The organism is Paraburkholderia sp. FW306-02-B, assembly GCF_058782725.1.
In genome coordinates, this window is record NZ_JBYSXZ010000001.1 from 1850443 (window position 1) to 1870894 (window position 20452).

Annotated in this window: 15 protein-coding genes; 12 read left to right on the forward strand and 3 right to left on the reverse strand. The window is 64.6% G+C overall.

Annotated elements, in window-relative coordinates; translation table 11 throughout:
- Window positions 1-21: 21 nt before the first annotated feature.
- From AC3WOG_RS08185 to AC3WOG_RS08225, 9 genes are all read left to right on the forward strand, one after another.
- Window positions 22-834 carry a thiamine pyrophosphate-dependent enzyme gene (locus AC3WOG_RS08185; protein WP_492577505.1) on the forward strand — a complete coding sequence of 271 codons (813 nt, stop codon included), beginning with the start codon at window positions 22-24 and terminating at the stop codon, window positions 832-834.
- 40 nt (window positions 835-874) lie between these two features.
- Window positions 875-1153 (forward strand): YtcA family lipoprotein, encoded by a 279-nt coding sequence (locus tag AC3WOG_RS08190; protein ID WP_492577506.1) that lies wholly within the window; start codon window positions 875-877, stop codon window positions 1151-1153.
- Window positions 1154-1195: 42 nt separating this feature from the next.
- A complete protein-coding gene (mdtN, locus tag AC3WOG_RS08195; RefSeq protein WP_492577507.1) occupies window positions 1196-2287 on the forward strand; it encodes a multidrug transporter subunit MdtN in 1092 nt (363 codons plus the stop codon).
- Window positions 2284-4458: an FUSC family protein gene (locus AC3WOG_RS08200; protein ID WP_492577508.1), complete on the forward strand. Its 2175-nt coding sequence runs from the start codon at window positions 2284-2286 to the stop codon at window positions 4456-4458. Before mdtN ends, AC3WOG_RS08200 begins: the two co-directional genes overlap by 4 nt.
- A 6-nt stretch (window positions 4459-4464) precedes the next feature.
- Window positions 4465-5994 (forward strand): MdtP family multidrug efflux transporter outer membrane subunit, encoded by a 1530-nt coding sequence (locus AC3WOG_RS08205; RefSeq protein ID WP_492577509.1) that lies wholly within the window; start codon window positions 4465-4467, stop codon window positions 5992-5994.
- 219 nt (window positions 5995-6213) lie between these two features.
- Window positions 6214-6618, forward strand: a complete 405-nt coding sequence (locus AC3WOG_RS08210) for a Ros/MucR family transcriptional regulator (protein ID WP_492577510.1) — start codon at window positions 6214-6216, stop codon at window positions 6616-6618.
- Window positions 6619-6833: 215 nt separating this feature from the next.
- Window positions 6834-7430 carry a helix-turn-helix domain-containing protein gene (locus AC3WOG_RS08215; RefSeq protein ID WP_492577511.1) on the forward strand — a complete coding sequence of 199 codons (597 nt, stop codon included), beginning with the start codon at window positions 6834-6836 and terminating at the stop codon, window positions 7428-7430.
- Between the two features lie 2 nt (window positions 7431-7432).
- Entirely contained in the window at window positions 7433-7831 is a 399-nt protein-coding gene (locus AC3WOG_RS08220) for a DUF3331 domain-containing protein (RefSeq protein ID WP_492577512.1), read from the forward strand.
- A gap of 192 nt (window positions 7832-8023) precedes the next feature.
- Entirely contained in the window at window positions 8024-9739 is a 1716-nt protein-coding gene (locus tag AC3WOG_RS08225) for a LuxR C-terminal-related transcriptional regulator (protein WP_492577513.1), read from the forward strand.
- Between the two features lie 25 nt (window positions 9740-9764).
- Here the strand turns inward: AC3WOG_RS08225 and AC3WOG_RS08230 are convergent, their stop codons facing one another.
- Window positions 9765-12605: an ATP-binding protein gene (locus AC3WOG_RS08230; RefSeq protein WP_492577514.1), complete on the reverse strand. Its 2841-nt coding sequence runs from the start codon at window positions 12603-12605 to the stop codon at window positions 9765-9767.
- Here AC3WOG_RS08230 and AC3WOG_RS08235 point away from each other — a divergent pair.
- The 3 genes from AC3WOG_RS08235 (at window position 12604) to AC3WOG_RS08245 (ending at window position 18420) form a co-directional block, all read left to right on the forward strand.
- Window positions 12604-12894, forward strand: a complete 291-nt coding sequence (locus tag AC3WOG_RS08235) for a hypothetical protein (protein WP_492577515.1) — start codon at window positions 12604-12606, stop codon at window positions 12892-12894. The genes AC3WOG_RS08230 and AC3WOG_RS08235 overlap by 2 nt on opposite strands.
- Before the next feature lie 519 nt (window positions 12895-13413).
- Window positions 13414-16506: an ATP-binding protein gene (locus AC3WOG_RS08240; protein WP_492577516.1), complete on the forward strand. Its 3093-nt coding sequence runs from the start codon at window positions 13414-13416 to the stop codon at window positions 16504-16506.
- A 204-nt stretch (window positions 16507-16710) separates the two neighbouring features.
- A complete protein-coding gene (locus tag AC3WOG_RS08245) occupies window positions 16711-18420 on the forward strand; it encodes a thiamine pyrophosphate-dependent enzyme (RefSeq protein WP_492577517.1) in 1710 nt (569 codons plus the stop codon).
- An 11-nt stretch (window positions 18421-18431) separates the two neighbouring features.
- Here the strand turns inward: AC3WOG_RS08245 and AC3WOG_RS08250 are convergent, their stop codons facing one another.
- Window positions 18432-18755: a cytochrome ubiquinol oxidase subunit I gene (locus AC3WOG_RS08250; protein ID WP_492577518.1), complete on the reverse strand. Its 324-nt coding sequence runs from the start codon at window positions 18753-18755 to the stop codon at window positions 18432-18434.
- Window positions 18691-20412: a ubiquinone-dependent pyruvate dehydrogenase gene (gene poxB / locus AC3WOG_RS08255; protein ID WP_492577519.1), complete on the reverse strand. Its 1722-nt coding sequence runs from the start codon at window positions 20410-20412 to the stop codon at window positions 18691-18693. Before poxB ends, AC3WOG_RS08250 begins: the two co-directional genes overlap by 65 nt.
- Between the last annotated feature and the right edge of the window lie 40 nt (window positions 20413-20452).

The window sequence follows — 20452 nt, forward strand, 5'->3', positions numbered from 1 at the left end:
TCGACTGGATCCACGTGCGACATGTTGCTGCTGCTCGGCACGGTCAAGGACACGCTCGCCGCGTTGCTGCCGGTCCTCAACGAAAAGACCGATTCGTCGCATCTCGACAGCGCGCTCGCGCATTACCGGCAGGCACACAAGGATCTCGACTCGCTCGCCGAGAGCAATCCGTCGAGCACGACGATCCATCCGCAGTACGTGACTCGGCTCGTGAGCCAGCTCGCGGCCGACGACGCGATCTTCACCTGCGACGTCGGCACGCCGATAGCATGGACGGCGCGCTATCTGAAGTTGAACGGCCGGCGCCGGCTGGTCGGTTCGTTCAATCACGGCTCGATGGCGAACGCGATGCTGCATGCGATCGGCGCACAGGCCGCGTATCCCGGCCGCCAGGTGGTTTCGATGTCTGGTGACGGCGGGTTCACGATGATGATGGGCGACTTCCTCACGCTGGTTCAGGCGCAGCTGCCGGTGAAAGTGATCGTGCTGAACAACGGCACGCTCGGCTTCGTGGAGATAGAAATGCGCGCGTCAGGCTTCGTCGATTCCGGCTGCGACCTCGTCAATCCGAACTTCGCGCGCATGGCTGAAGCGGTGGGCGTGAAGGGCATCCGCGTCGAGAAACCGCAGGAACTCGAAGGCGCGCTCGCGGCAGCGCTCGCACACGACGGGCCCGCGCTGGTCGACGTCGTCAGCGCGCGCCAGGAACTGATCATGCCGCCGAAGACCACCATCGATGAAGCCTGGCATTTCGGCCTCTTCATGATGAAGGCGGTGATGGACGGCCGCGGCAGCGAGCTGATCGATCTCGCGAAAGTGAACCTGACGCGCTGAACCGTATTGCTTCATTGCCTGCCATCAAGGGGAGACGGCGATGTCGAGTGGTTTGCGCCTTGGGCGCCATGCGTGGACGAGCCTGATGTCGTGCGCGACGCTGACTGCCTGTAGCGACGCGCCGTCGGTCGGCGTGCTGGGCGCGTATTTTCCGGACTGGCTGTTCTGTATCGCGGGTGGCGTGCTGCTGGTCGCATGCGTTCATGTGCTGCTGTCGCGCAGCGGCCGCGGCGCCTGGCTCGCGCCGCCCGCGATCGTCTACCCGGGGCTGACCGTGCTGTTTTCGATCGCGCTTTGGGTTGCAGGCTTCAACCTTTAACCCCTTTAACTTTAACCTTCACCTTCAACCGACCGTCTGACCATGACTGCTGCCCACAGCACGGACGCAGGAAAGCAGCGTCCGCGAACCTGGCCCGCCATGCTGCTGATCGTGCTGGCCGTGATCGCGGTCATCGCCGTGATCTGGCGCGTGGATACCGCGCCGCGCACCGACGACGCGTATGCGTACGCCGACACGATCGGCGTTTCGCCCGAAGTCAGCGGCAAGATCGTGACGCTCGCGGTGCGCAACAACCAGGCGGTGAAGCAGGGCGATCTGCTGTTCGAGATCGACCCGCGGCCGTATCAGTTCGCGTTGCAGCGCGCGCAGGCGGCGCTCGCGCAACTCGATGCGCAGATTCCGCTGACCCAGCGCACCGTCAATGCGCAAGGATTCAGCGCCGACGCTGCAAAGTCGGCGGTGGTGCGCGCGCAGACCGCCGCGAAGCAGGCGGGGGACACGCTGGCGAGAATGGCGCCGCTGATCGCGAAGGGCTACATCTCCGCCGAAGACCTGGACCGCGCGCACACCGCACAACGCGCCGCGCTGGCCGAGCTCGCGGCCGCGCAAGCGCAGGCGCGCGAGGCGCAGGCGGCGGTCAGCAGCGTCGCCGCGCTCGTCGCGCAGCGCGCGGTGCTGCTCGCCGAAATTGCGACGGCGCAACTCAACCTGGAATATGCGGCCGTGCGTGCGCCGTTCGATGGCCGCGTCGTCGAGCTGCGCACGTCCGTCGGGCAATTCGTGTCCGCGCAAAAGCCCGTCTTCACGCTGATCGATACGCGGCACTGGTACGTGATCGCCAATTTCCGCGAGAACGAGCTCGGCAACATCCGGCCCGGCACCCGCGCGACCCTGTACCTGATGAGCAATACCCACATCCGTTTCAGCGGCTCGGTCGACTCGATCGGCTTCGGCGTAGATCCGCAGGACGGCGGCGGCAGCGCGAACGGTCTGCCGAACATCGCGCGCAGCATCAACTGGGTGCACGTCGCGCAGCGCTTTCCGGTGAAGATACGGGTCGATCATCCCGACCCGCAGCTGTTCCGGATCGGCACGTCCGCCGTTGCCGTGCTGCAGCCCGAACCTCGCGACGATCGTGACAATCGCGCGACGTCCGATGGAGCGCCGTCATGAGCGGGCTCAACGGCGTCGGGCGCCGTCTCGCATGGCCGCGGCCGTTCGCGGCGCTCGCGACCTTCCTGCACTACGAGCTCGCCGCGTTTCCGGGGCGCGGCAACGTGACGTTGCGCTGCGTGCTCGGCAGCGCGATCGTGATCGTCGCGTCGATGACCTTGCAGGTACCCGAGCTGGCGGTGTCGCTGATCGTGGTGTTCTTCGTGACGCAGGCGAACATCGTGCTGACCCGCGTGATTGCATTGAATCTCGTGATTGGCACGACGGGTGCGATCGCCGCCACGATCGGTCTCTACACGCTGACGTTCAACTATCCGCTGCTGCGCATCATCGTCGCGAGCGCAATCTTTTTTTGCAGCACCTATCTGATGCGGGCCGTGACGAAATTCGGGCTCGTGTTCTTTCTCGTCTCGCTGATCGTGATTTACGCGCAGAGCTTTGGCGATCTGACCGACAACGCGGAAGCGCTGGTGCGTAACTGTCTGTGGGTGTGGTCGGCGGTCAACTACGCCGTGGCATTGTCGCTGATCATCAACACGCTGTTTCTGCCGGCCGAGCCGGAGCGGCAGTTGCGCGCCGCGATGCAACGGCAGCTCGCGACGGCCCATGCGCGGCTCGCCGCCTCGATCGACGCGCATGCGCCGGCCGTGCGGATCGGCGCGCTCGATCTCGAGCGCGGCGCACTGTCATTGCAGAAGCTATTGCGCTTCTCGACGATGCGTCACCGCTACAGCAACGAGGACGCGTCGGCGAGGCTGGCCTGCGTGACCGCGGTATCGCGCATCTTCGAGGCCGCGGCGCTGCTTCCCGGTCATGCCGTCGCGCACGGTGCCGGGCAGATCGATGCCATCCGCGCGGCGCAGGACGAACTCGTGTCGCTCGACCTCGCGATCGGCGACGACGCGCAATGGCCGTACTGGAGCGCAGCCGCGCACGCGCCGGTATCGACGTCGATACCGGCGGCCGATGCGATGCAGCGCGCGCTCAACGCGCTCGCCGATGCGCCGCGCGGCGCCGCGCCGACGCCGCCGGACGATGCGGCCGCCGGCGGTGCAGCGGAGAAATCGGAGAAAGCGTCAAAACCAGCGGCGCGCTCTGCACTGCTCGAACCAGACGTCTTCGCGAATCCGCGCTACGCGCGCTTCTCGCTGCGTACGCTGCTGTCGGTACTGATCTGCTATGTGTTCTACAACGCGGTGAACTGGCCGGGCATCCACACGATCATGCTGACGTGTCTCGTGGTCGCGCTGCCGAGCCTTGGCGCATCGAGCCGCCATGGCCTGCTGCGGATCAGCGGCGCACTGGTCGGCAGCGCGGCGGCGCTGTTCATGGTTGCGTTCGTGATTCCGCAACTGGAGAGCGTGACGGGGCTGCTGCTGATGAGCCTGCCCGTGATCGCGCTCGGCGCCTGGGTGTCGGCGGGTTCCGAGCGGATCAGCTACGCCGGCGTCCAGATCATGTTTACGTTTGCGCTGGCGTTGCTCGAATCGTTTTCGCCGCCGTCCGATCTCACCGAGATCCGCGACCGGATCGTCGGCATTCTGCTAGGTGTCGGCGTGGCAACCTTCATCCAGATGTCGATGTGGCCGGAAGGCGAAGCGGATGCGCTGCGCGCGCAACTGGCGTCGGTACTGCGCAAGATCGCGGCGCTGGCGCGCGTCGAGGCGAGGGCGGTGCTCACCGGCCCTCGCGCGACGGATTCGGCGGCCGTGGTCGAAACATGGGCCATGCTCGCGGACTGCCAGACGGTGCTGGCGCGCGTCGCGCTCGAACCCGACTGGCGCGAGGGCGAGCCGGCGCGGATCACGCTGCTGTTGCAGACGGTGCTCGCGCAGAGCCGGGCGATGCTCGTCGCGATCGAAGCGTTTCACCACGAGGCGATGACCGGTGCGTCGGCAGGCGCGCCGATGGAGCGCGCAGCGAAGTTTCAGTCGGATGTCGCGGATGCGCTGGAGCGATACGCGTCACAGCTCGCGGCCGAGCCACCGGCCGCGACGACTCCCGCGCCGCTCGACCCGGGTGGACTGCGCGCCGCACCGGCAGGGGCAGCGGGCGCGGCGGCCGGAGAAGCGCTGGAACAGCACGCGCAACGGATCGATGCGGTGCTCGCCGGGTTGCCGCGCTGGTCAGCCGGCGAGCCTGCGTCCGGCGAATTCGCGAGTGCGGGGTGATCTGCGATGACGCGCTTCGCCTGCATCCTGTGCCGCCTGCCGCGCTTACTTGCCGCACGACCGGCCGCACGACTGACCGGCCACTGGCTCGCGTCTCTCGCGCTGCCGTTGCTCGCCTCGTGCGCGCTCATTCACCACGATAGTCCGCCCGCCGCGATGATCGCGCCGCAGCAGATCCGCCTCGCCGACGACATCCATCTCGCGAACGAAGGCTGGCCGTCGGCGCGCTGGTGGGAGCAGTATCGCGATCCGCAGCTCGATACGCTGGTCGAGCTGGCGCTCGCCCATGCGCCGACGCTCGCCATTGCGCGAGAGCACGTCTCGCAGGCCCACGCTCAGGTTGAGCTGATTCGCGCGGGGTCCGGTCTGCAGATGTCGGCGCTGGCGGATGCCGATCGCGAGCGGGTCTCGGGGCACGGTTTCCTCAGCGCGTATGCGTCGCACGATCCGGCGATCGGCGCGTTTGGGCCGTGGTATTGGACCGGGCTGGTGGGTGTCGACGCTCACTACGACATCGACATCTGGGGCAAGCAGCGCGACCTGGTGCGCGCTGCGATCGGCGAGCAGAACGCGCGGCGCGCGGAGGTGGCGCAGGCCGAGCTCGAGCTCTCGGCAGGCGTTGCGCAGCTCTACTACAGCATCCAGATCACCTACGCGAGCCTCGAGCTGTTGCGGCAACTTCGCGAAGTGCGTGCATTCGAGCTCGACACGCGATCGGCGCGGCACGAACGCGGCCTCGAAGCGCTGACCCAAACCGCCGAGGCGCGCTCGCAGTTGCTCGCGATCGACCAGCAGATCGCGTCGAGCGAGGAGCAGGTCGTCCACGCGCGCGAGGCTCTCCGCGCGCTGGCGGGCGCCGGTCCCGACGATCTGCCGGCGATCGCGCCGGTGCCGTTGCCGGCGCCGGCGGTTTCGCTGCCGTCGACGCTGTCGTATGAGCTGCTCGCGCGGCGCCCGGATCTGCAGGCGATGCGCTGGCTGGTACAGGCGTCGTTCGACCGGATCGATGCGGCGAAAGCGGCGTTCTACCCGAGTTTCGATATCACCGCGTTCTTCGGTTTCAACGCGCTGCGAATGCGCGACCTGTTCATGCATTCGAGCCAGCAGATCAACCTCATTCCCGGCCTCACACTGCCGATCTTCGACGGCGGCCGCCTGAACGCGAACCTGCACGGCGCGCGCACGACCAGCAACACGCTGATCGAGCAGTATGACCAGGCGGTGCTCGACGCGGTGCGCGACGTCGCGCAAAGCGGCAGCGAGATCGACGACCTCGATCATCGCGTGCATCTGCAGCGTGAGCGGATCGACGCGTTGCGCTTCGCGAGCGACAGTGCCGAGGCGGGCTACCAGACCGGCCTCGGCGACAGGATGAGCGCGATGCAGGCGAAGGCGCCAGTCATCGAAGGGCGCCTCGGGCTCGTGCAGCTTACCGGCGACGAGATCGAGGCGGGCATCGTGCTGACCAGGGCGCTCGGTGGCGGCTATCGCAGCGACGACCTGCCGGGAGACCAGGCCGGCACAAAGGTGCGCTAGACGGCGAGCTGCCGGGTTCATTGCTGCTGCCGGTCGTCCGTGCGAGCGTGACGACCCCCGTTCGGGGGATTGATCGCCATGTCTGCCGACCCTAACGTGACCGGTGACCCGCCTGCGAGGGAGCCGAGTCGTGAAGAATCATGATGCTTCGGGAAGCCACACGCCACTTCGGGCAACGCCGCCGTTCCACCCGGAACCGTCGATCCGTCGAGGCGCGTCGTGACGGAAGACATCGATCTGATCGAGCTCACCGCCGCAATCGTGGCGAGCTTCGTGTCGTGCAATCCGTTGCCGGCAGCCGATCTGCCGGCGTTCATCTGGAGCACCTACGCCGCGCTGGCCACCTTGCGCACCGCGACGGCACCGGCCGCGCAGCAGAGCGCTGCGGTGCCGATCGAGGAATCGGTGCACGGCGATTACCTCGTCTGTCTCGAAGACGGACGCAAGCTGAAGTCGCTCAAGCGCTACCTGCAACGCCACTTCTCGATGACCCCCGACGAATACCGCGCGAAGTGGGGCCTGCCCGCTGACTACCCGATGGTCGCGCCGGCCTATTCCGCGCTGCGCTCGTCGATCGCGAAGCGCCATCCGGCGGGCGCAATCAAGCCGCGTCGCGGCATCTGAGAACGCACGAACGAGGGACACCGCTGCCGTTGCGCTCACCCGACGAGGGGATGTCGCGCCGCCGCGAGGCTGCGCAAGATGGGGCCTGTCGACATCCGCCCTGGGAAGCCGTCGGGCTTTCGTCACGGGCGCATCGCCGGCATCGACAGCAACCATCTTGCATGAGACCGGAGTAAGCGCTGAAGCGCTTACTCCGATCGACAGGGGAGGCGCACATGATCACGCGGACATCGAATGCGGCACCCGGCAACGAGGCGGCAGGTTGCGCCGCCGACAATGGGACCGCCGCCGACCGGCCGGTCGTGCCGATCGAGAAGGACGCGTTCGGCCAGTTGTACGCGGACAGGATCTGCGACGCGATGATCGCGCGCCTGCTCGCTCGGGCTGCCGAACGCACGCCGCCGACCGCGCAGCGCGCGGCGTCGCTGCCGAAGTGGCGTCTGCGGCGCGCGCTCGACTTCATCGAAGCGAATCTCGCGCAGCCGATCGGACTTGCCGATGTCGCCGCCAGCACCGGCCTCACCCGCATGCATTTCGCCGCACAGTTCCGCTCGACGACGGGCTATTCGCCGTACGCGTACCTGCTGCGGCGCAGGATCGAGCATGCCCAGATGCTGCTGCGCTCGTCGGCGCTCAGCGTGCTCGACGTCGCGCTCAGTTGTGGTTTCGGGTCGCATGCGCACTTTACGACCGTCTTCGGGCGGATGGTCGGCGAGCCGCCCAACAGCTGGCGGACCCGCATACGCGGCGAGGGCCCGGTCGTGGAGCCGGCCGTGGCTACCGCCGCGCGCCCGGGCGACGCCGGAACGTGATCATGCAGGCCGACCTGGCGGACGACGAATGCTGGCGCGCTGCGCTGCGCCTGCTCGACGGCGGCTCGTGCGAGTGCGCCGCGAGCCGGTTGGCGCCGCGCCGTGAAGCAGCAACGGTGCCGGTTGCGCAAACCGACGCGCGCCGCGAATGCGTGGTGCGCGTGGTCGATCGCGTTTCGGCGGAGATCGTGGTCGTGTACTGGTGCGACGCAACGTCTTGCCGCTACGGCGACCAGGCGTGGAAGGTGGGCGTCGCGAAGCGGCGCGGTCGCTGTGCGCTGTCGGGTGTGGCAATCGTTGCCGGCGATGCGGTTTATCGTCCGCGACAGGGGCGGCCGCGTCCCGTCAACGCGGCTGCGATGATGCTGGCGTCCGAGGTCGAGCGCGTGTCGCCCGGCTGATCGCTGGCCGCATTACAAACCTCGGTATCCAGCGCTTTCGTTTCGGTTGCAGTCCGGGCAATACCGCGCGACAACCCATCCTTTACCAAAAAAGAACCGAATCATCACGCTTTTCCGGACGGTCATCTCTAGTCTGGACGGTACCGCGTTCGTCAAGCGGTTGCGACGATCTGGTGTCCGACGGAGCGTGGAATGAACGAGGCATTTGTCTGCGAAACTCATCAGGAAGCGGCGCATCCTCATCCCCGCGCGGCGCCGCCGCGGGCGCAGTCCGAAGCCCTCGCGACGCGGGCGCTTCACGTCGTGCCGCCCGCGTCGGTGTACGTCGACGAAGGTCAGTCATCGGCGCGCCTCGGCCGGGAACGGCCGGCGGTGAGTGTAGCGCGCATCCATCTGGATCTTGCGCGCGCCTGGCAAATGCTGATCCGGCTCCAGGCCGCCGAAGCGCTGCTGATCGCGCAGCGGATTGAAGGGCAGGTCGGCCGGTTGCCGGGCCCGGTCGCGGTTGCGCTGCGCTGCGAGATCGCAGCCGTGCGGGCCGCGGCGCTCCTGCTGCAGGACGACGCGGGGGCGGCCTTGGCCGCTGCGCTTTGCGCGCTGCGGCTCGGCTCTGCAACGCCCACCGCGCACGTCGCGCTGACCGTGTGCCGCTGCGCTTATTGGCGCCTCGGCGATCCCGAGAGTTCCTACGCGGTGGAGCGCCGCGAGCCGGGCGAGCCGAGCAAGCAGCAGGGCCGGCTGCGCGCGATCACCGCGATGTTCGACCTTTCGCTCGATGCCGCGATCGAATTCGGTCAGATGCATTTCCATGCCGCGCGCTTGCTAGCCGACGACGCGCTTGACCTCGCGCGGCGCTTTCGCGCCGGCCCGGCGGTGATCGACGCGCTGCCCGCTTGCGTGATGGCTCAGGTGCTGTACGAGGAGGGCCGCGTCGACGAGAGTGAGGCGCTGGTCGCGGCAAGGCTGCCGGGAATCCGGCAGGGCGGCACGATCGAAGGCGCGTTGCGCGGTTACGGACTGCTCGCCCGCATCGCTGCGAACCGGCGGCAACCGGGACAAGGGCTCTTGCTGCTGGCCGAGGCGGATGCGCTTGGGATGACGCGCAACTGGCCGCGGCTGCGCGCCGCCAGCCTCGCGCAGCAGGTCGAGATGCACGTGGCCGCGGATCGCATCGACCAGGCGGCGCTCTGCGCACAACGGCTCGCCGTGCTGAACGGGCAATGCGGCGCGGCGAGCAGCAGCGCGCGCTTCGAGATCGCGCGCTACCACGTGCTCGCGCAGGCGCGGCTGGCGCTCGCCCAGGTACCCGCCGCGGTCGATCTCGCGGCGCTGCGGCAGCTCCATTGCGATACCGTTCTGAGACGCGATCGATACGGCGCGGTGACGATCGCGCTGTTGCTGGTCGAAGCGTTGCTGGTCGCCGGTCTGCGCGATGAAGCGGTCGAGGCGGTCGTCGCGCTGCTGCAGCAGGCGATTTGTGTGGGACTGCATCAGACGCTCGTCGACTGTAGCGAGCGCGTGGCGAAGCTGATCGACGGCATCGTGCAGGGTGCGATCGTGCCCGCCGGCGACGTCCGCGAACTGCTTCCCTACGCAGGCGCATTGATGTCGCGACGGCGGCGTGGCACCGCCGACGCGCAACCGGCGCGTGATATGGCGCGGGACACAGCGCGATCCGTGGCCGCCATGGGCCTCAGCGAACGTGAACGCGCGATCATCGGACTGATGGGGCGCGGGCTGACCAACAAGCAGATCGCGATCCGGCTGCACATCGCGCCCGAGACTGTGAAGTCGCACGCAAAGCATCTGTATACGAAGCTGTCGGTGGGGAACCGGATCGAAGCGGTGACGCTGGCGAGCCGTCTGGGTCTGATCAGCTATCTGGATGGACGCGGGCACGCTGGCTAGGGCCTGTTATTAGCGTGAACAGGCCCTAGCCCGTTTCGAACATCTGGCGCAGACGATGGCCCGACGGCAGCGTCGCGGCGAGCGCGTCCTTCATCGTTTTGCTGAGGGTTGCGTGGTGGTTGGCCGATTGCGTGTCACCGGCCAACTCGCGGGCACGGGCAGCCGTGCGATGGATGTGCCAGTCCGCAAGCGGCGTCTGGTAATCGCGCGTTGCGTCGAGCGCATGCTGCACGCAGCCCAGCGCATGGTTTGCGTCATGTTGTTCGCACGCGACCCGCGCGCGCATCTCCCACGCGAAGCCCTGCCATGTGCGTTCGTCGATACGGGTCGCCAGTTCGACGAGACGGTCGGCATGGACGATCGCAGCATCGAGATCGCGCTCCGCGAGTGCGACCCCCGCGAGCCCCCATTCGAGCGGCAGACGCCAGTACCAGTCGAAGATCACCGGCTGCGTGCCCATCCGCTGCGACACCTGCGTGAGCGCGTCGCGCGCGGCGTGCGTAGCGCCGAGGCCGAGCTGTGCGAGCCCGGTCAGCAGCAGGCAGAGCCGGTATTCGGCCGGCAGGATCGATTTGCCGCTGCCCGCTTCGGGCGACTTACCGGCCAGCACCTGCGTACAGGATTGCAGCATCGCGTCGAAATCCATTGCGTGGAACTGCACCCAGCAGCGATAGAGCGTGAGCGTGTCCGCGCCGTACGGGTTGCCGTTGTGCGCGAACATCGCGATCGCCTTGTCGAACTCGCGCTGCGCGCGGCCGAATTCGCCAAGATAGAGCAGCGTCCACGGCACACCCAGATGCACCATCCAGGTCGCGCGCGCCATGTTGAATTCGGGGCGGTTTTCATCGTTCTCGACGAGGAAACGGTAGTTCTTGAGGATGGTGTCCTGGGCTTCCTGGTAGCGCGACGACACGAGCAAGACCATCGAGTATTCGCACAGCGACCAGGCGGTCGTGTAAGGATCGTCACCGGCGCGCAGGGCGACGAGCGCGGCCTCGTACCACGCGATGTCTTCCGCGCACCAGCCGCGTACCCACATCCGCCATACGTAGCAGCTGATGCGGGTGCGGGCCTGCTGCTGCGGGTTGGTCTGCCGAACGCTCAGCGCGAGCGCTTCGTCGATGATCTGGCTGCAGCGCGCCTGGTCGCGCCAGCTATACGCATACGCGAGGCTCATCAGCGCGCGGCTCTGGATATCGATCAGGCCGTGCTGCGCGGCACGCTCCGCGAGCTGTTCGCAGGTTTCCCGCGCGCGCGGATCGTGGGCCGCCGCGAAGATCGAAGCACGGCCTTCGAGGAATTCCGTTTCCGCCGCTGCGCGCGCTTCACTGGGCAGGTTTGCCGCGAGCGCGTCGTTGTACGCGAGACGCTTCTTCGCCGTCTGGATCGCAATGCGCAGATAGCCGAGCGCACGTTCCCAATGTTTCGCGGCGGCGAAGTGCTGCGCGAGTTCGGCGGCGACCCCGCCGCGCTCGTCCGGTGCGAACAGCGCCTCGAGCGCATAGGCGACACGCAGATGCGAGCGGGTGGTGCGCAGCAGACCCTGCCGCTCGTAGAAGGTCTGCCGGTACATCGTGTGGCGGAACGCGTAGGTGCATGTGGCGAGACTGTCATCAAACGTAGACGACGGCTCGCGCCGGATGAAGCTTTCCTGACGGCAGAGCGCCTCGCAGATATCCTCGAAATGCTCCTGGCCCAAGCCGGCGGCCGGCGCTGCGGTGGCCGCGCTAAACGCGAGGCCGGCGACGCTCGCGCCTTCGAGCGCGCGTTGCTGGGCGTCGCTCAGCCGCTGGATGCGATGCTCGATCACCTGGTTCAACGTGAGCGGCACTTCCAGCCGTACCTCCGATGGTGACAGATGCAGCTTCCAGCCTTCGGGCGTCGATTGCGCGATGCCTTGTTCGACCAGGTGATCGAGCGTCGCGACCATGAACAGAGGGTTGCCGCCGGAGCGCTCGCGCACCAGTTGAGCGAAGCCGTTTGAGCTGTCGAGCCGATCGTCGTGCGGGCCGCCCGTCAGATATTCGGCGACTGCGCCTTCGCTCAACGGTTCCAGCACGATGTCATGACAGAGCTTCTGCAGCCCCAGATCGCGGTTCAATCGGCACAACGGGTGTTGCGCGAGTTCGGCGTCTTCCGGACGATACGTCGCGATCACCATCAGACGTGCGCCGCTGCGATGGCGGGCAAGCGCGGACAGCATGTCGACCGTCGAATAGTCGGACCAGTGCAGGTCTTCGAACACCAGCGCGGGCGGATGCTGCAGCGACAGCGCTTCGAGGAATTCGCAAATCTCGCGCAACATGCGCCCGCTCGCGGCACCGATCACCTGATGCTGTAGCTCGGCGCGGTATTGCTGCGGTACCGATCCCAACATCTGGAGGGCCCAGGTCGGCGCGATCGACACGAGGGTGCGGGTGATCATCGGGCCCGCTTCGCCGCGGGTCAGCTGTGTCAGCGCGTCGAGCACCGGGTAGTAGGGCTCGATGCCGCCGTAGCCTTCGACGCAGCGCCCGAGCGACGTCCACACAGTGGCATCGCCATCGAGCGAGTCCAGGAACCGATTAACGAGCGTCGTTTTGCCGATGCCCGGTTCGCCCGCCACGAACACGATGCGCGATGCGCCATTGTGTGCCTCGTCGAACAGCGTCTTCAACCGGTTCAGTTGCGGCGTGCGGCCGACGAACCCGCCGTGGCCGCGCTTGTCCGCCTCGCGCGCACCCGTGCTGGAACTGGCGGAGAGCGGCGCGATGAAGCGATAGCCGCGGCCGCGATGGGTTTCGATAAAGCTTGGATGTCCCGGATCGTCGCCGAGCGCCGTGCGGATTGTCAGCATGTGGGCCTTCAGCACTTCGGTGCTGGACATGCACGTTCTGCCACAGTTCATCGAGGAATTCGTCGTGCGTGATGAGCCGGCCTGCGTGGTCGATCAGGTATTGCAGCATGTCGTAGGCGCGCGGCGCCAACGTGAGCCTGCGGCTCGTGCCGTCGGGCGTGCATTGCCAGACGCATCGATTCACTCGATCCAGTCGAAAGGGTGGGAAATCGATCACGTAGGTTCTCCGACCGCACTGCAACACGAGTTTCCAGACGCGGCGTTGTCGGCGCCTGGTCGCGGGTTGGGTTGGCACCGACGCGCGTTCGGAATCGGCTGACGAATAGCCATTGCAGCGGTGCCGTGTCGCGACGATGCGTTTCGCTTCGTTGGCTTCATTGGTTGTGGCGGTTTTATACTGCGGATAACCGGCGGCAATACGAGGTTTGCGACCTCGTTGGTCACCTCGGTGCTCCAGCCCTTCATGACCGGTACGAGGTACTCGTAGAGCCTGAAAATAAAGCGACTTGGGTAGTCACCGGCTGTGCCCGGGCAAGGCCGCTCAATGCTGGTTGTATTCGTCCCCAGTTATGAAATTGTAATTATCACGACAACTGTACAGATCAATACCGATCAGGCGGGATTGCAAACGCGTCACGCGTCGCGGTAATGCGGACTGGACCAATCCGTTACCAAATTAAGACCAAAAATTCACCCTTCTGGATGTCGACCGCCTTACCCTGATGGCAAAAGTGTGTGTCTCGTCCTGGGCGGAGCATGCGGCGCGATCATCGACGACGCGTCGGCGTTCAGACAGTTGCAATTTGGGCCTGATCCAGGCGTGAGGAGCAAGGTTGGTATGAAGGCTCAGTCGAGCACGCTCTCTTCGGTCAGTTTCGAAGGCTTTCGTCTGGATACGGTGAACGAATGCCTTTGGCGGCTGGATCCCGACGCAACACCCGAGCGGATCGATCTGACGCGCAAGACCTTCGGCGTTTTGCGGTTTTTGATCGAGAATCGCGGTGCGCTGATTACCCATGACGCGCTGCTCGAAGCGGTGTGGCCCGATGTGCACGTGCAGCCCGAAGTCGTGAAGGCCCACATAACGACGATCCGGGCACGGCTAGGCGATAGCGCGCAGCGCCCTCGCTACATCGAAACGCTGCGCGGACGCGGCTATCGTTTCGTCGCGCCCGTAGAGGTCCCAACAACTACGCCGTTGCCGGTCGTAAGCGAGGAGAGCTTCGGCCGCTTTGTCGGGCGCACGATTGAACTGCAGCAACTGAGTACCGCAATGGACCGGGCCAGATCCGGAAGCAGTCAGGTCGTGGTGGTTGCCGGTGAGCCAGGCATCGGCAAGACAGCGTTGCTCAAGCAGTTCGTTGCCGCCCAACGGCTCGAACATGACGATACGTGGGTCGCTGAAGGGCGTTGTGTCGAGGGCTATGGCGGCACGGAGCCGTTTTATCCGGTTCTGCAGGCTCTCGGGCAACTTTGCCAGGGAACCGGCGGCAGCGAAGTCGTGAAAGCGCTGGTGACGCTGGCGCCCACGTGGGCATTGCAGCTCCCGGGCCAGGTGGCGAGTCATGTGCGCGAGTCCCTGCAGCGGCAGCTTCCTGGCGCGTCGCGCGAACGCATGCTCCGGGAAATCTGCGGCTTGCTGAGCTCTCTGACGCAGACGCAACCGCTACTTCTGATATTCGAAGATCTTCATTGGGCCGACTACTCAACCATAGATTTGCTGGCGGCGATTGCGCGCCAGCCGGGGGCGCTGCGCCTGATGGTCGTCGTCACTTACCGGCCGGACGAGGCGGCGCTGGCTGAACACCCCATCGAGCAACTGCACCACGAGCTTTCGCTGAGGGGCCTATGCCGGGATCTGGCGCTTGGCTCGCTGCCCGGCGACGCGGTGGTTTCGTGGCTGACAGACCGCGATCACGTCGACCCTGCCGAGGAGGAACTGTCTTATCTCATCGCGCAACGTTGCGGCGGCAATCCGCTGTTTATGCGGGCGACCCTCGCAGATCTAGTGGAGCGCAACATGCTCCGCAAGACGGCGACGGGCTGGCGGCCCCTGGTGCCATTGGGGATGATCGGCGCGGCAGCGCCACACACGATAACCCAGACGCTCGAGAGTAGAATCCGGCGCTTGGGCACCGACGAACGGAATCTGCTTGAAGCCGCTAGCGTTGCAGGGCTCTGCTTTTCATCCGCGACCGTGGCCGAGGCCGCGGGTCTGTCAGCGGAGCAGTTCGACGATCTGTGCGAGGCGCTGGCACGCAATCAACGCTTCATTCAACGTTGGGGAGTGAAACGCTTACCCGACGGGGGAGCGGCGGCTATGTTCTGTTTCGACCATGCCCTCATTCGCCACGCGTTCTATGGGCGTCAGGGGTTGACTCGTCGCTCCCGTTTGCATCGGCAAATCGCGGAACGGCTCGAGGCGATCTATGCTCGTGACCAGAGAGCGGAGGTGGCATACGAGCTCGGTCAACATTTCGCTGACGCGAGAGACTGGCTCAAAGCGATCGACTATCTACGCATTGCGCTGCAAACCGCAAAGGTTCGCTTTGCGTATCGCGAGGCGCAGTCGATTCTCGATTTTGCCGCTTCGCTCACCGCAAAGTTGCCGGTTGATTTGCGTCCGCTTAAAAGCTTCGAGTTTGCCGAGGCACGCGCGTCGCTTTACGCTGCGGCGCATGATCCGCGCGCCGAGGCCGCCTGGGTCGAACTCGAGGAGCAGGCACGCACGATTGGCCGGCTCGATGCGCAATTGCGCGCCATGCTCGGCCTCGCCTACGTCTTTAGCTGGAGCGACAGGCAACGTTGCGTCGAGGTGCTAAACGAAGCGCTTACGCTCAGTGCATCGCATCCCGACATGCGCGTCAGTGCGCTGGTCCGCGTCAGTGCCTACGTACGGCGTATCTGGACCAACGGCTGGTCGCATGCGGATCTGAGTGAGTGCGAGGCTGCGATTTGTACGTTGCGCGAAACGGGCGATCCATTGCTGATTGCCCGGGCGAATATGGAATACAGCATGCTGTGCATCATTTCCAGCCGGTATCGTGAAGCGCTCGGGACTGTGCGGGCGAATTACCAGATCCTCTTTGAGCATGCGGTGGAACATCCGGGCTTCGACCTCGCGAGGGCGACGTGGATGCTCCGGCTGGGTACACCGTGGGCTCAGCTTTTCCTTGGCGAGCTAGGCCGGTCGATGGAATCGTTCGACCAGGGTATGACTTCGTTCCGCGAGAACGGTGACTACTTTGCGGCCCGCACACTCGAGGTCTATAGGGGTTGGCTGCTCGTGCACACGATGGACTACGAGTCAGTCATTGAAATGTACGAACGGTTCGTCCCGGCTTCGACCGCTCGGGCGGTCGAAGCCGACCCCGGCGCGTTGCTGCCCGTGCAACACCGTGCGTGTTTTGTGCTCGCGGGCCTCGCGTACATAGGATTGGGGGACGGCGTACGCGCCGCGTCGCTGTTTGCCGAAGCGCGCAGGCAGATGGACGCCACGCCCATCATGTTCGACTGGTACTGGCGACTGGCAACCGAATGGGGTACCGCCGAGGCCGCGATGATGGCGGGCGACCATCGCACCGCACGATCGCGCGGCGAGGCGTTCCTGAAGCTCGCCCTCGCCACCGAAGACCGGACGTGGCAGGCTCTCGCCTGGGAAGTCGTTGCGCGCGAGGCGCTCGCGAGCGGCGATCCGGTCATTGCACTCGACCGTATCAACTCCGCGTTCGCGGCCGCGGCAGGATTCGAAACCCCGCTGGCGGACTGGCGGCTTCACCGCACGGCGGCAGCGATTCACGCGGCCCGCGGTGACGCCAAACAGGCGGATGCGCAACTGCGCCGTTTCACTTCGACGCTCGAGCGGCTGTCGAATTCCTTGCCGGGTGGCGCTCAGATCGGCCGACGTCTGTTCGCTCTGTCAACTATCTGATGCATGCTTCAAGTGTGGGACATGGGGGAGCCATCATGGCGCCGATCCCCCCTCAGGGTGATTTCAGGTAATCAGGAGTCCATGCAAGATAAGTGAATCGTCCCATCGATGGAATCAGCGCGACCGGCAGTGCCGAACTCCGGGCCTGCGGTTCACAACGGTGGCTGATCATTTCATGCATGGAGCACCTTCAGGAGAGCCGACATGAGCAAAAAAGTTGCCGAAATTATTGTGGATACGCTCGCCTCGGCGAGCGTAAAGCACTGCTACGGCATCGTGGGCGACACGCTGAATCTCATCGCTCACCATATCAACGAGAGCGACATCGAATGGGTCCATGTGCGCCATGAGGAGGCGGGGGCGTTCGCCGCCGAAGCCGAAGCCATGTTGACCGGTAACCTGACGGCCGTTGCCGGAAGCTGCGGCCCTGGCAGCCTTCACTTCATTAACGGCCTGGTGGACGCCAACCGCAATCGGGCTCCGGTTATCCTGATCGCAACCCAGGTAGCGAGCGAGGAACTTGGTTTTAACTTTCCGCAGGAAGTCGACTTCAAGGCGATCTACGGATCGTGCACCGTGTTCTGCGACATGATCATTACGCCGGAGCAGGCGCGACGCAAAACCGTGATTGCCTGTCAGACCGCCATTGCAAAGGGTGGCGTTGCGGTGTTGATCGTTCCGGTCGACATCGCTCATGCTAATGCGAGCGATGACGTCCCGTATTCGGTCCACACGAATGTGCCCGTTGTCCGGCCGAGTGACGCAGACCTCGACCGTGTCGCTGAAATCCTCAATTCAGGCGAGAAGATCGTGATCTATGGGGGTTCGGGTTGCCGTGGCGCCCACGCTGAAATCCTTGCGGTAGCCGAGCGGCTCAAGGCGCCTATTGCACACACGTCCCGCGCAAAGGACGTGCTTGAGCACGACAACCCCTACAACGTCGGCATGACCGGCATTATTGGCGGCGAAGCGGGCTATCTGGCGGTATCCGAATGCGAGACCTTGTTGATGCTTGGCGCCGACTTCGCGTGGCGGCAGTTCTACCCGGAGAAGGCCAAAATCGTTCAGATCGACATGGCACCCGATCATCTCGGCCGCCGGCATCCGGTCACGCTAGGGCTGGTTGGAGATATCAAGTCCACGATGGAGGCGTTGTTGCCGCGCCTTAAGCCGCGCACGTCAACCGAGTTTCGCGACAAGCTCGTCGAACGGCATGCCCGCGCGGTGGAAACCCACCGGTCCAAGGCCGTCGCGTCGAGCCGCGGATCGATTCCGCCCATCTATCTGACCGAGTTGATCAACCGGCACGCAGCGTGCGATGCACTCTTCTGCGCCGACGATGGGACGCCCACTGTCTGGCTTTATCGGCATATCGACACGAACGGAAAACGCCGGGTGTTTTCGAGTCTGCTTCACGGCACGATGGCGGCGGCCCTGCCAATGTCATTGGGGCTGCAGAAGTGCCAGCCTGGACGGCAGGTGATTTCCATGTCCGGCGATGGTGGTCTAGCCATGATGTTTGGTGAGCTCATGACGGCCGTGCAGGAGAAGCTGCCCATCAAGGTGGTCGTGTTCGACAACGGCAAGCTTGGCTTTATCGACATCGAGCAGAAGTCCGAAGGCATGCTGCCGCTCTATACGGGCCTGCAAAACCCGGACTTCGGCAAGGTCGCCGAGGCGATCGGATTATGGGGGCGCACGGTGGCGAAAGCCGACGAACTCGAAGACGCCGTCGTTGCATGGTTGAACGAGCCCGGCCCTGCGCTGCTGAACGTCAAGGTCGATACGATGACGCTCGTAATGCCGCCGAAGATCGAGTGGGGGGCTGCGTACGGAATGGTCCTGTACTCAGCGAAAGCCATGCTGCAGGGGCAGTCCGCCGACGTGTTCGCGATGATCCGTGAAAATTTATAGGACTTGCTGGGTTAAGCGGGGCGGGCAGCGAGCGCGCCGTATTCGGCAACGCGAGCCCAACGGCCGCTCGCGGCCAATGTGTCGACGCAGCACTTCGCACAAGACACTCCAGGTATCGCGACGAGCACCTCTGCCGCGGGTTGTTCATCCCGCCAACGCCCTTCGATCGCAGCGAATTTGACTGGTTGCCGCTCATGGATGTAGTCAGCATTCAAATGTCCAAGGAGGAACTGGACGGGTATCGGGATAGAGGCGAACTTGCGGACTGCACTACCGGAACAGATTGACCTTTGCGAGGTCAATGAGTTGCTGGCCTCGACCGTCCATGACAGCACGAAGCATAAACAGCCCAAAATGGTAAGCGTGGTCAGCGGTGGTCGCAGGAGGCATCACGAGCTCCTGGCGTGCGCTCACTACGTCGACGAGAGCCGGACCCGGATGGGCGAATGCTTTGCGTAGGGCTCCTTCCAGCTCCGTAGGGTGCTCGACGCGCACGCCTTTGATGCCGATCGCATTGGCCATCGCGGCGAAGTTCGGATTTTTCAGATCACATCCCGTATCAAGGAACCCACTGGCCTTCATCTCCATTTCCACGAAGCCCAGCGTTCCATTGTTGAGCACGACGACTTTGACCGGCAAACCTGTCTGAATCAGCGTGAGGAATTCACCCATCATCATGGTGAAGCCGCCGTCACCTGACATCGAAACCACCTGGCGGTCCCTGAAAGCGGCCTGCGCGCCAATCGAGTGCAGCAGCGAGTTGGCCATCGAGCCGTGATTGAACGAACCAACCAGGCGTCGTTTGCCGTTCATCTTCAGATATCTGGCTGTCCATGCGACGGGGGTGCCGACATCGCAGGAGAAGATAGCGTCCTCGTCCGCGAGTTCGCTGACGAGCCGGGTTACATACTGCGGATGGATGGTGCTGCTGCCCGCTTCAGGCTCCGCCAGCGCATCCAGACTCTTGCGAGCCTTGCGATAGTCGTCGAGCGCGCGATTCAGGAAGCTGCTGTCCGCTTTCTCCTGAATCATTGGAAGAAGTTCATTGAGCGTATCCTTGACTGTTCCCAATACGCCGAGCTCTATCGGGCATCGATTGCCAAGCGCTTCGGCCCTCGTATCGACTTGCGCGATGGTCACCCCCTCCGGATAGAACTGTCGATAAGGGAAGTCGGTACCCAACATCAGGAGCATGTCGCAACTCTTCATCGCGGAATAACCTGAGGCGAACCCGATGAGGCCCGTCATTCCCACATCGAACGGGTTATCGTATTCGATGTATTCCTTTCCTCGCAGCGAGTGCACGATTGGCGCTTGCAGTTTGCGGGCGAGTTCTACGACTTCCGTGTGGGAATCCTTGCAACCCGCCCCGCAAAGCAACGTCACTCGCGACGACCGGTTCAACAGACGTGCGAGTTTCGCGACGTCGTCGTTCGATGGGTGAATCACCGGAGCGGAAGGCGCGCTCCAGTTCAGCGCAGGTTTTGCGAGAGGCCCGAGTGCCACATTTCCAGGTACGACGACAACAGCGACGCCTTTACGCGCAACTGCCGTCCGGATGGCACGGCCCAGGATTTGCGGTAGTTGGTCGGGACTGTGGACGAGTTCGACGTAGTGACTACATTCCTTGAACAGCACTTCGGGGCGGGTAGCCTGAAAATAGTCGATGCCGATTTCCGTACTTGGGATGTGCGCGGCGATAGCGAGAACGGGAACACCGTTCCGATGGCAGTCGAACAAGCCGTTGATAAGGTGCAGATTCCCCGGACCGCAGCTCCCACAGCAGACTGCGAGTTGCCCTGTGAGATGAGCCTCGGCGCCAGCGGCGAAAGCCGCGCTTTCCTCATGCCGCATGTGAACCCATTCAATCGAACCATCCTGGCGCAGGGAATCGGTGAATCCATTAAGCGAATCCCCCACCACACCGTACACACGCTTCACTCCGGCATTTACTAGTGCGGCAACCATGTAGTCGGCAGCTGTCGTTGCCATTTCATATCTCCTTTGAACGGTTCATAGTCCCAAGTTCTTG

Excerpts from the sequence above, each read along its gene's own strand:
- AC3WOG_RS08185 (WP_492577505.1), top strand. The coding sequence starts at position 22 with ATGTTGCTGCTGCTCGGCACGGTCAAGGACACGCTCGCCGCGTTGCTG.
- AC3WOG_RS08190 (WP_492577506.1), top strand. The coding sequence starts at position 875 with ATGTCGAGTGGTTTGCGCCTTGGGCGCCATGCGTGGACGAGCCTGATG.
- mdtN (WP_492577507.1), top strand. The coding sequence starts at position 1,196 with ATGACTGCTGCCCACAGCACGGACGCAGGAAAGCAGCGTCCGCGAACC.
- AC3WOG_RS08200 (WP_492577508.1), top strand. The coding sequence starts at position 2,284 with ATGAGCGGGCTCAACGGCGTCGGGCGCCGTCTCGCATGGCCGCGGCCG.
- AC3WOG_RS08205 (WP_492577509.1), top strand. The coding sequence starts at position 4,465 with ATGACGCGCTTCGCCTGCATCCTGTGCCGCCTGCCGCGCTTACTTGCC.
- AC3WOG_RS08215 (WP_492577511.1), top strand. The coding sequence starts at position 6,834 with ATGATCACGCGGACATCGAATGCGGCACCCGGCAACGAGGCGGCAGGT.
- AC3WOG_RS08220 (WP_492577512.1), top strand. The coding sequence starts at position 7,433 with ATGCAGGCCGACCTGGCGGACGACGAATGCTGGCGCGCTGCGCTGCGC.
- AC3WOG_RS08225 (WP_492577513.1), top strand. The coding sequence starts at position 8,024 with ATGAACGAGGCATTTGTCTGCGAAACTCATCAGGAAGCGGCGCATCCT.
- AC3WOG_RS08235 (WP_492577515.1), top strand. The coding sequence starts at position 12,604 with ATGCACGTTCTGCCACAGTTCATCGAGGAATTCGTCGTGCGTGATGAG.
- AC3WOG_RS08230 (WP_492577514.1), bottom strand. The coding sequence starts at position 12,605 with ATGTCCAGCACCGAAGTGCTGAAGGCCCACATGCTGACAATCCGCACG.
- AC3WOG_RS08240 (WP_492577516.1), top strand. The coding sequence starts at position 13,414 with ATGAAGGCTCAGTCGAGCACGCTCTCTTCGGTCAGTTTCGAAGGCTTT.
- AC3WOG_RS08245 (WP_492577517.1), top strand. The coding sequence starts at position 16,711 with ATGAGCAAAAAAGTTGCCGAAATTATTGTGGATACGCTCGCCTCGGCG.
- poxB (WP_492577519.1), bottom strand. The coding sequence starts at position 20,412 with ATGGCAACGACAGCTGCCGACTACATGGTTGCCGCACTAGTAAATGCC.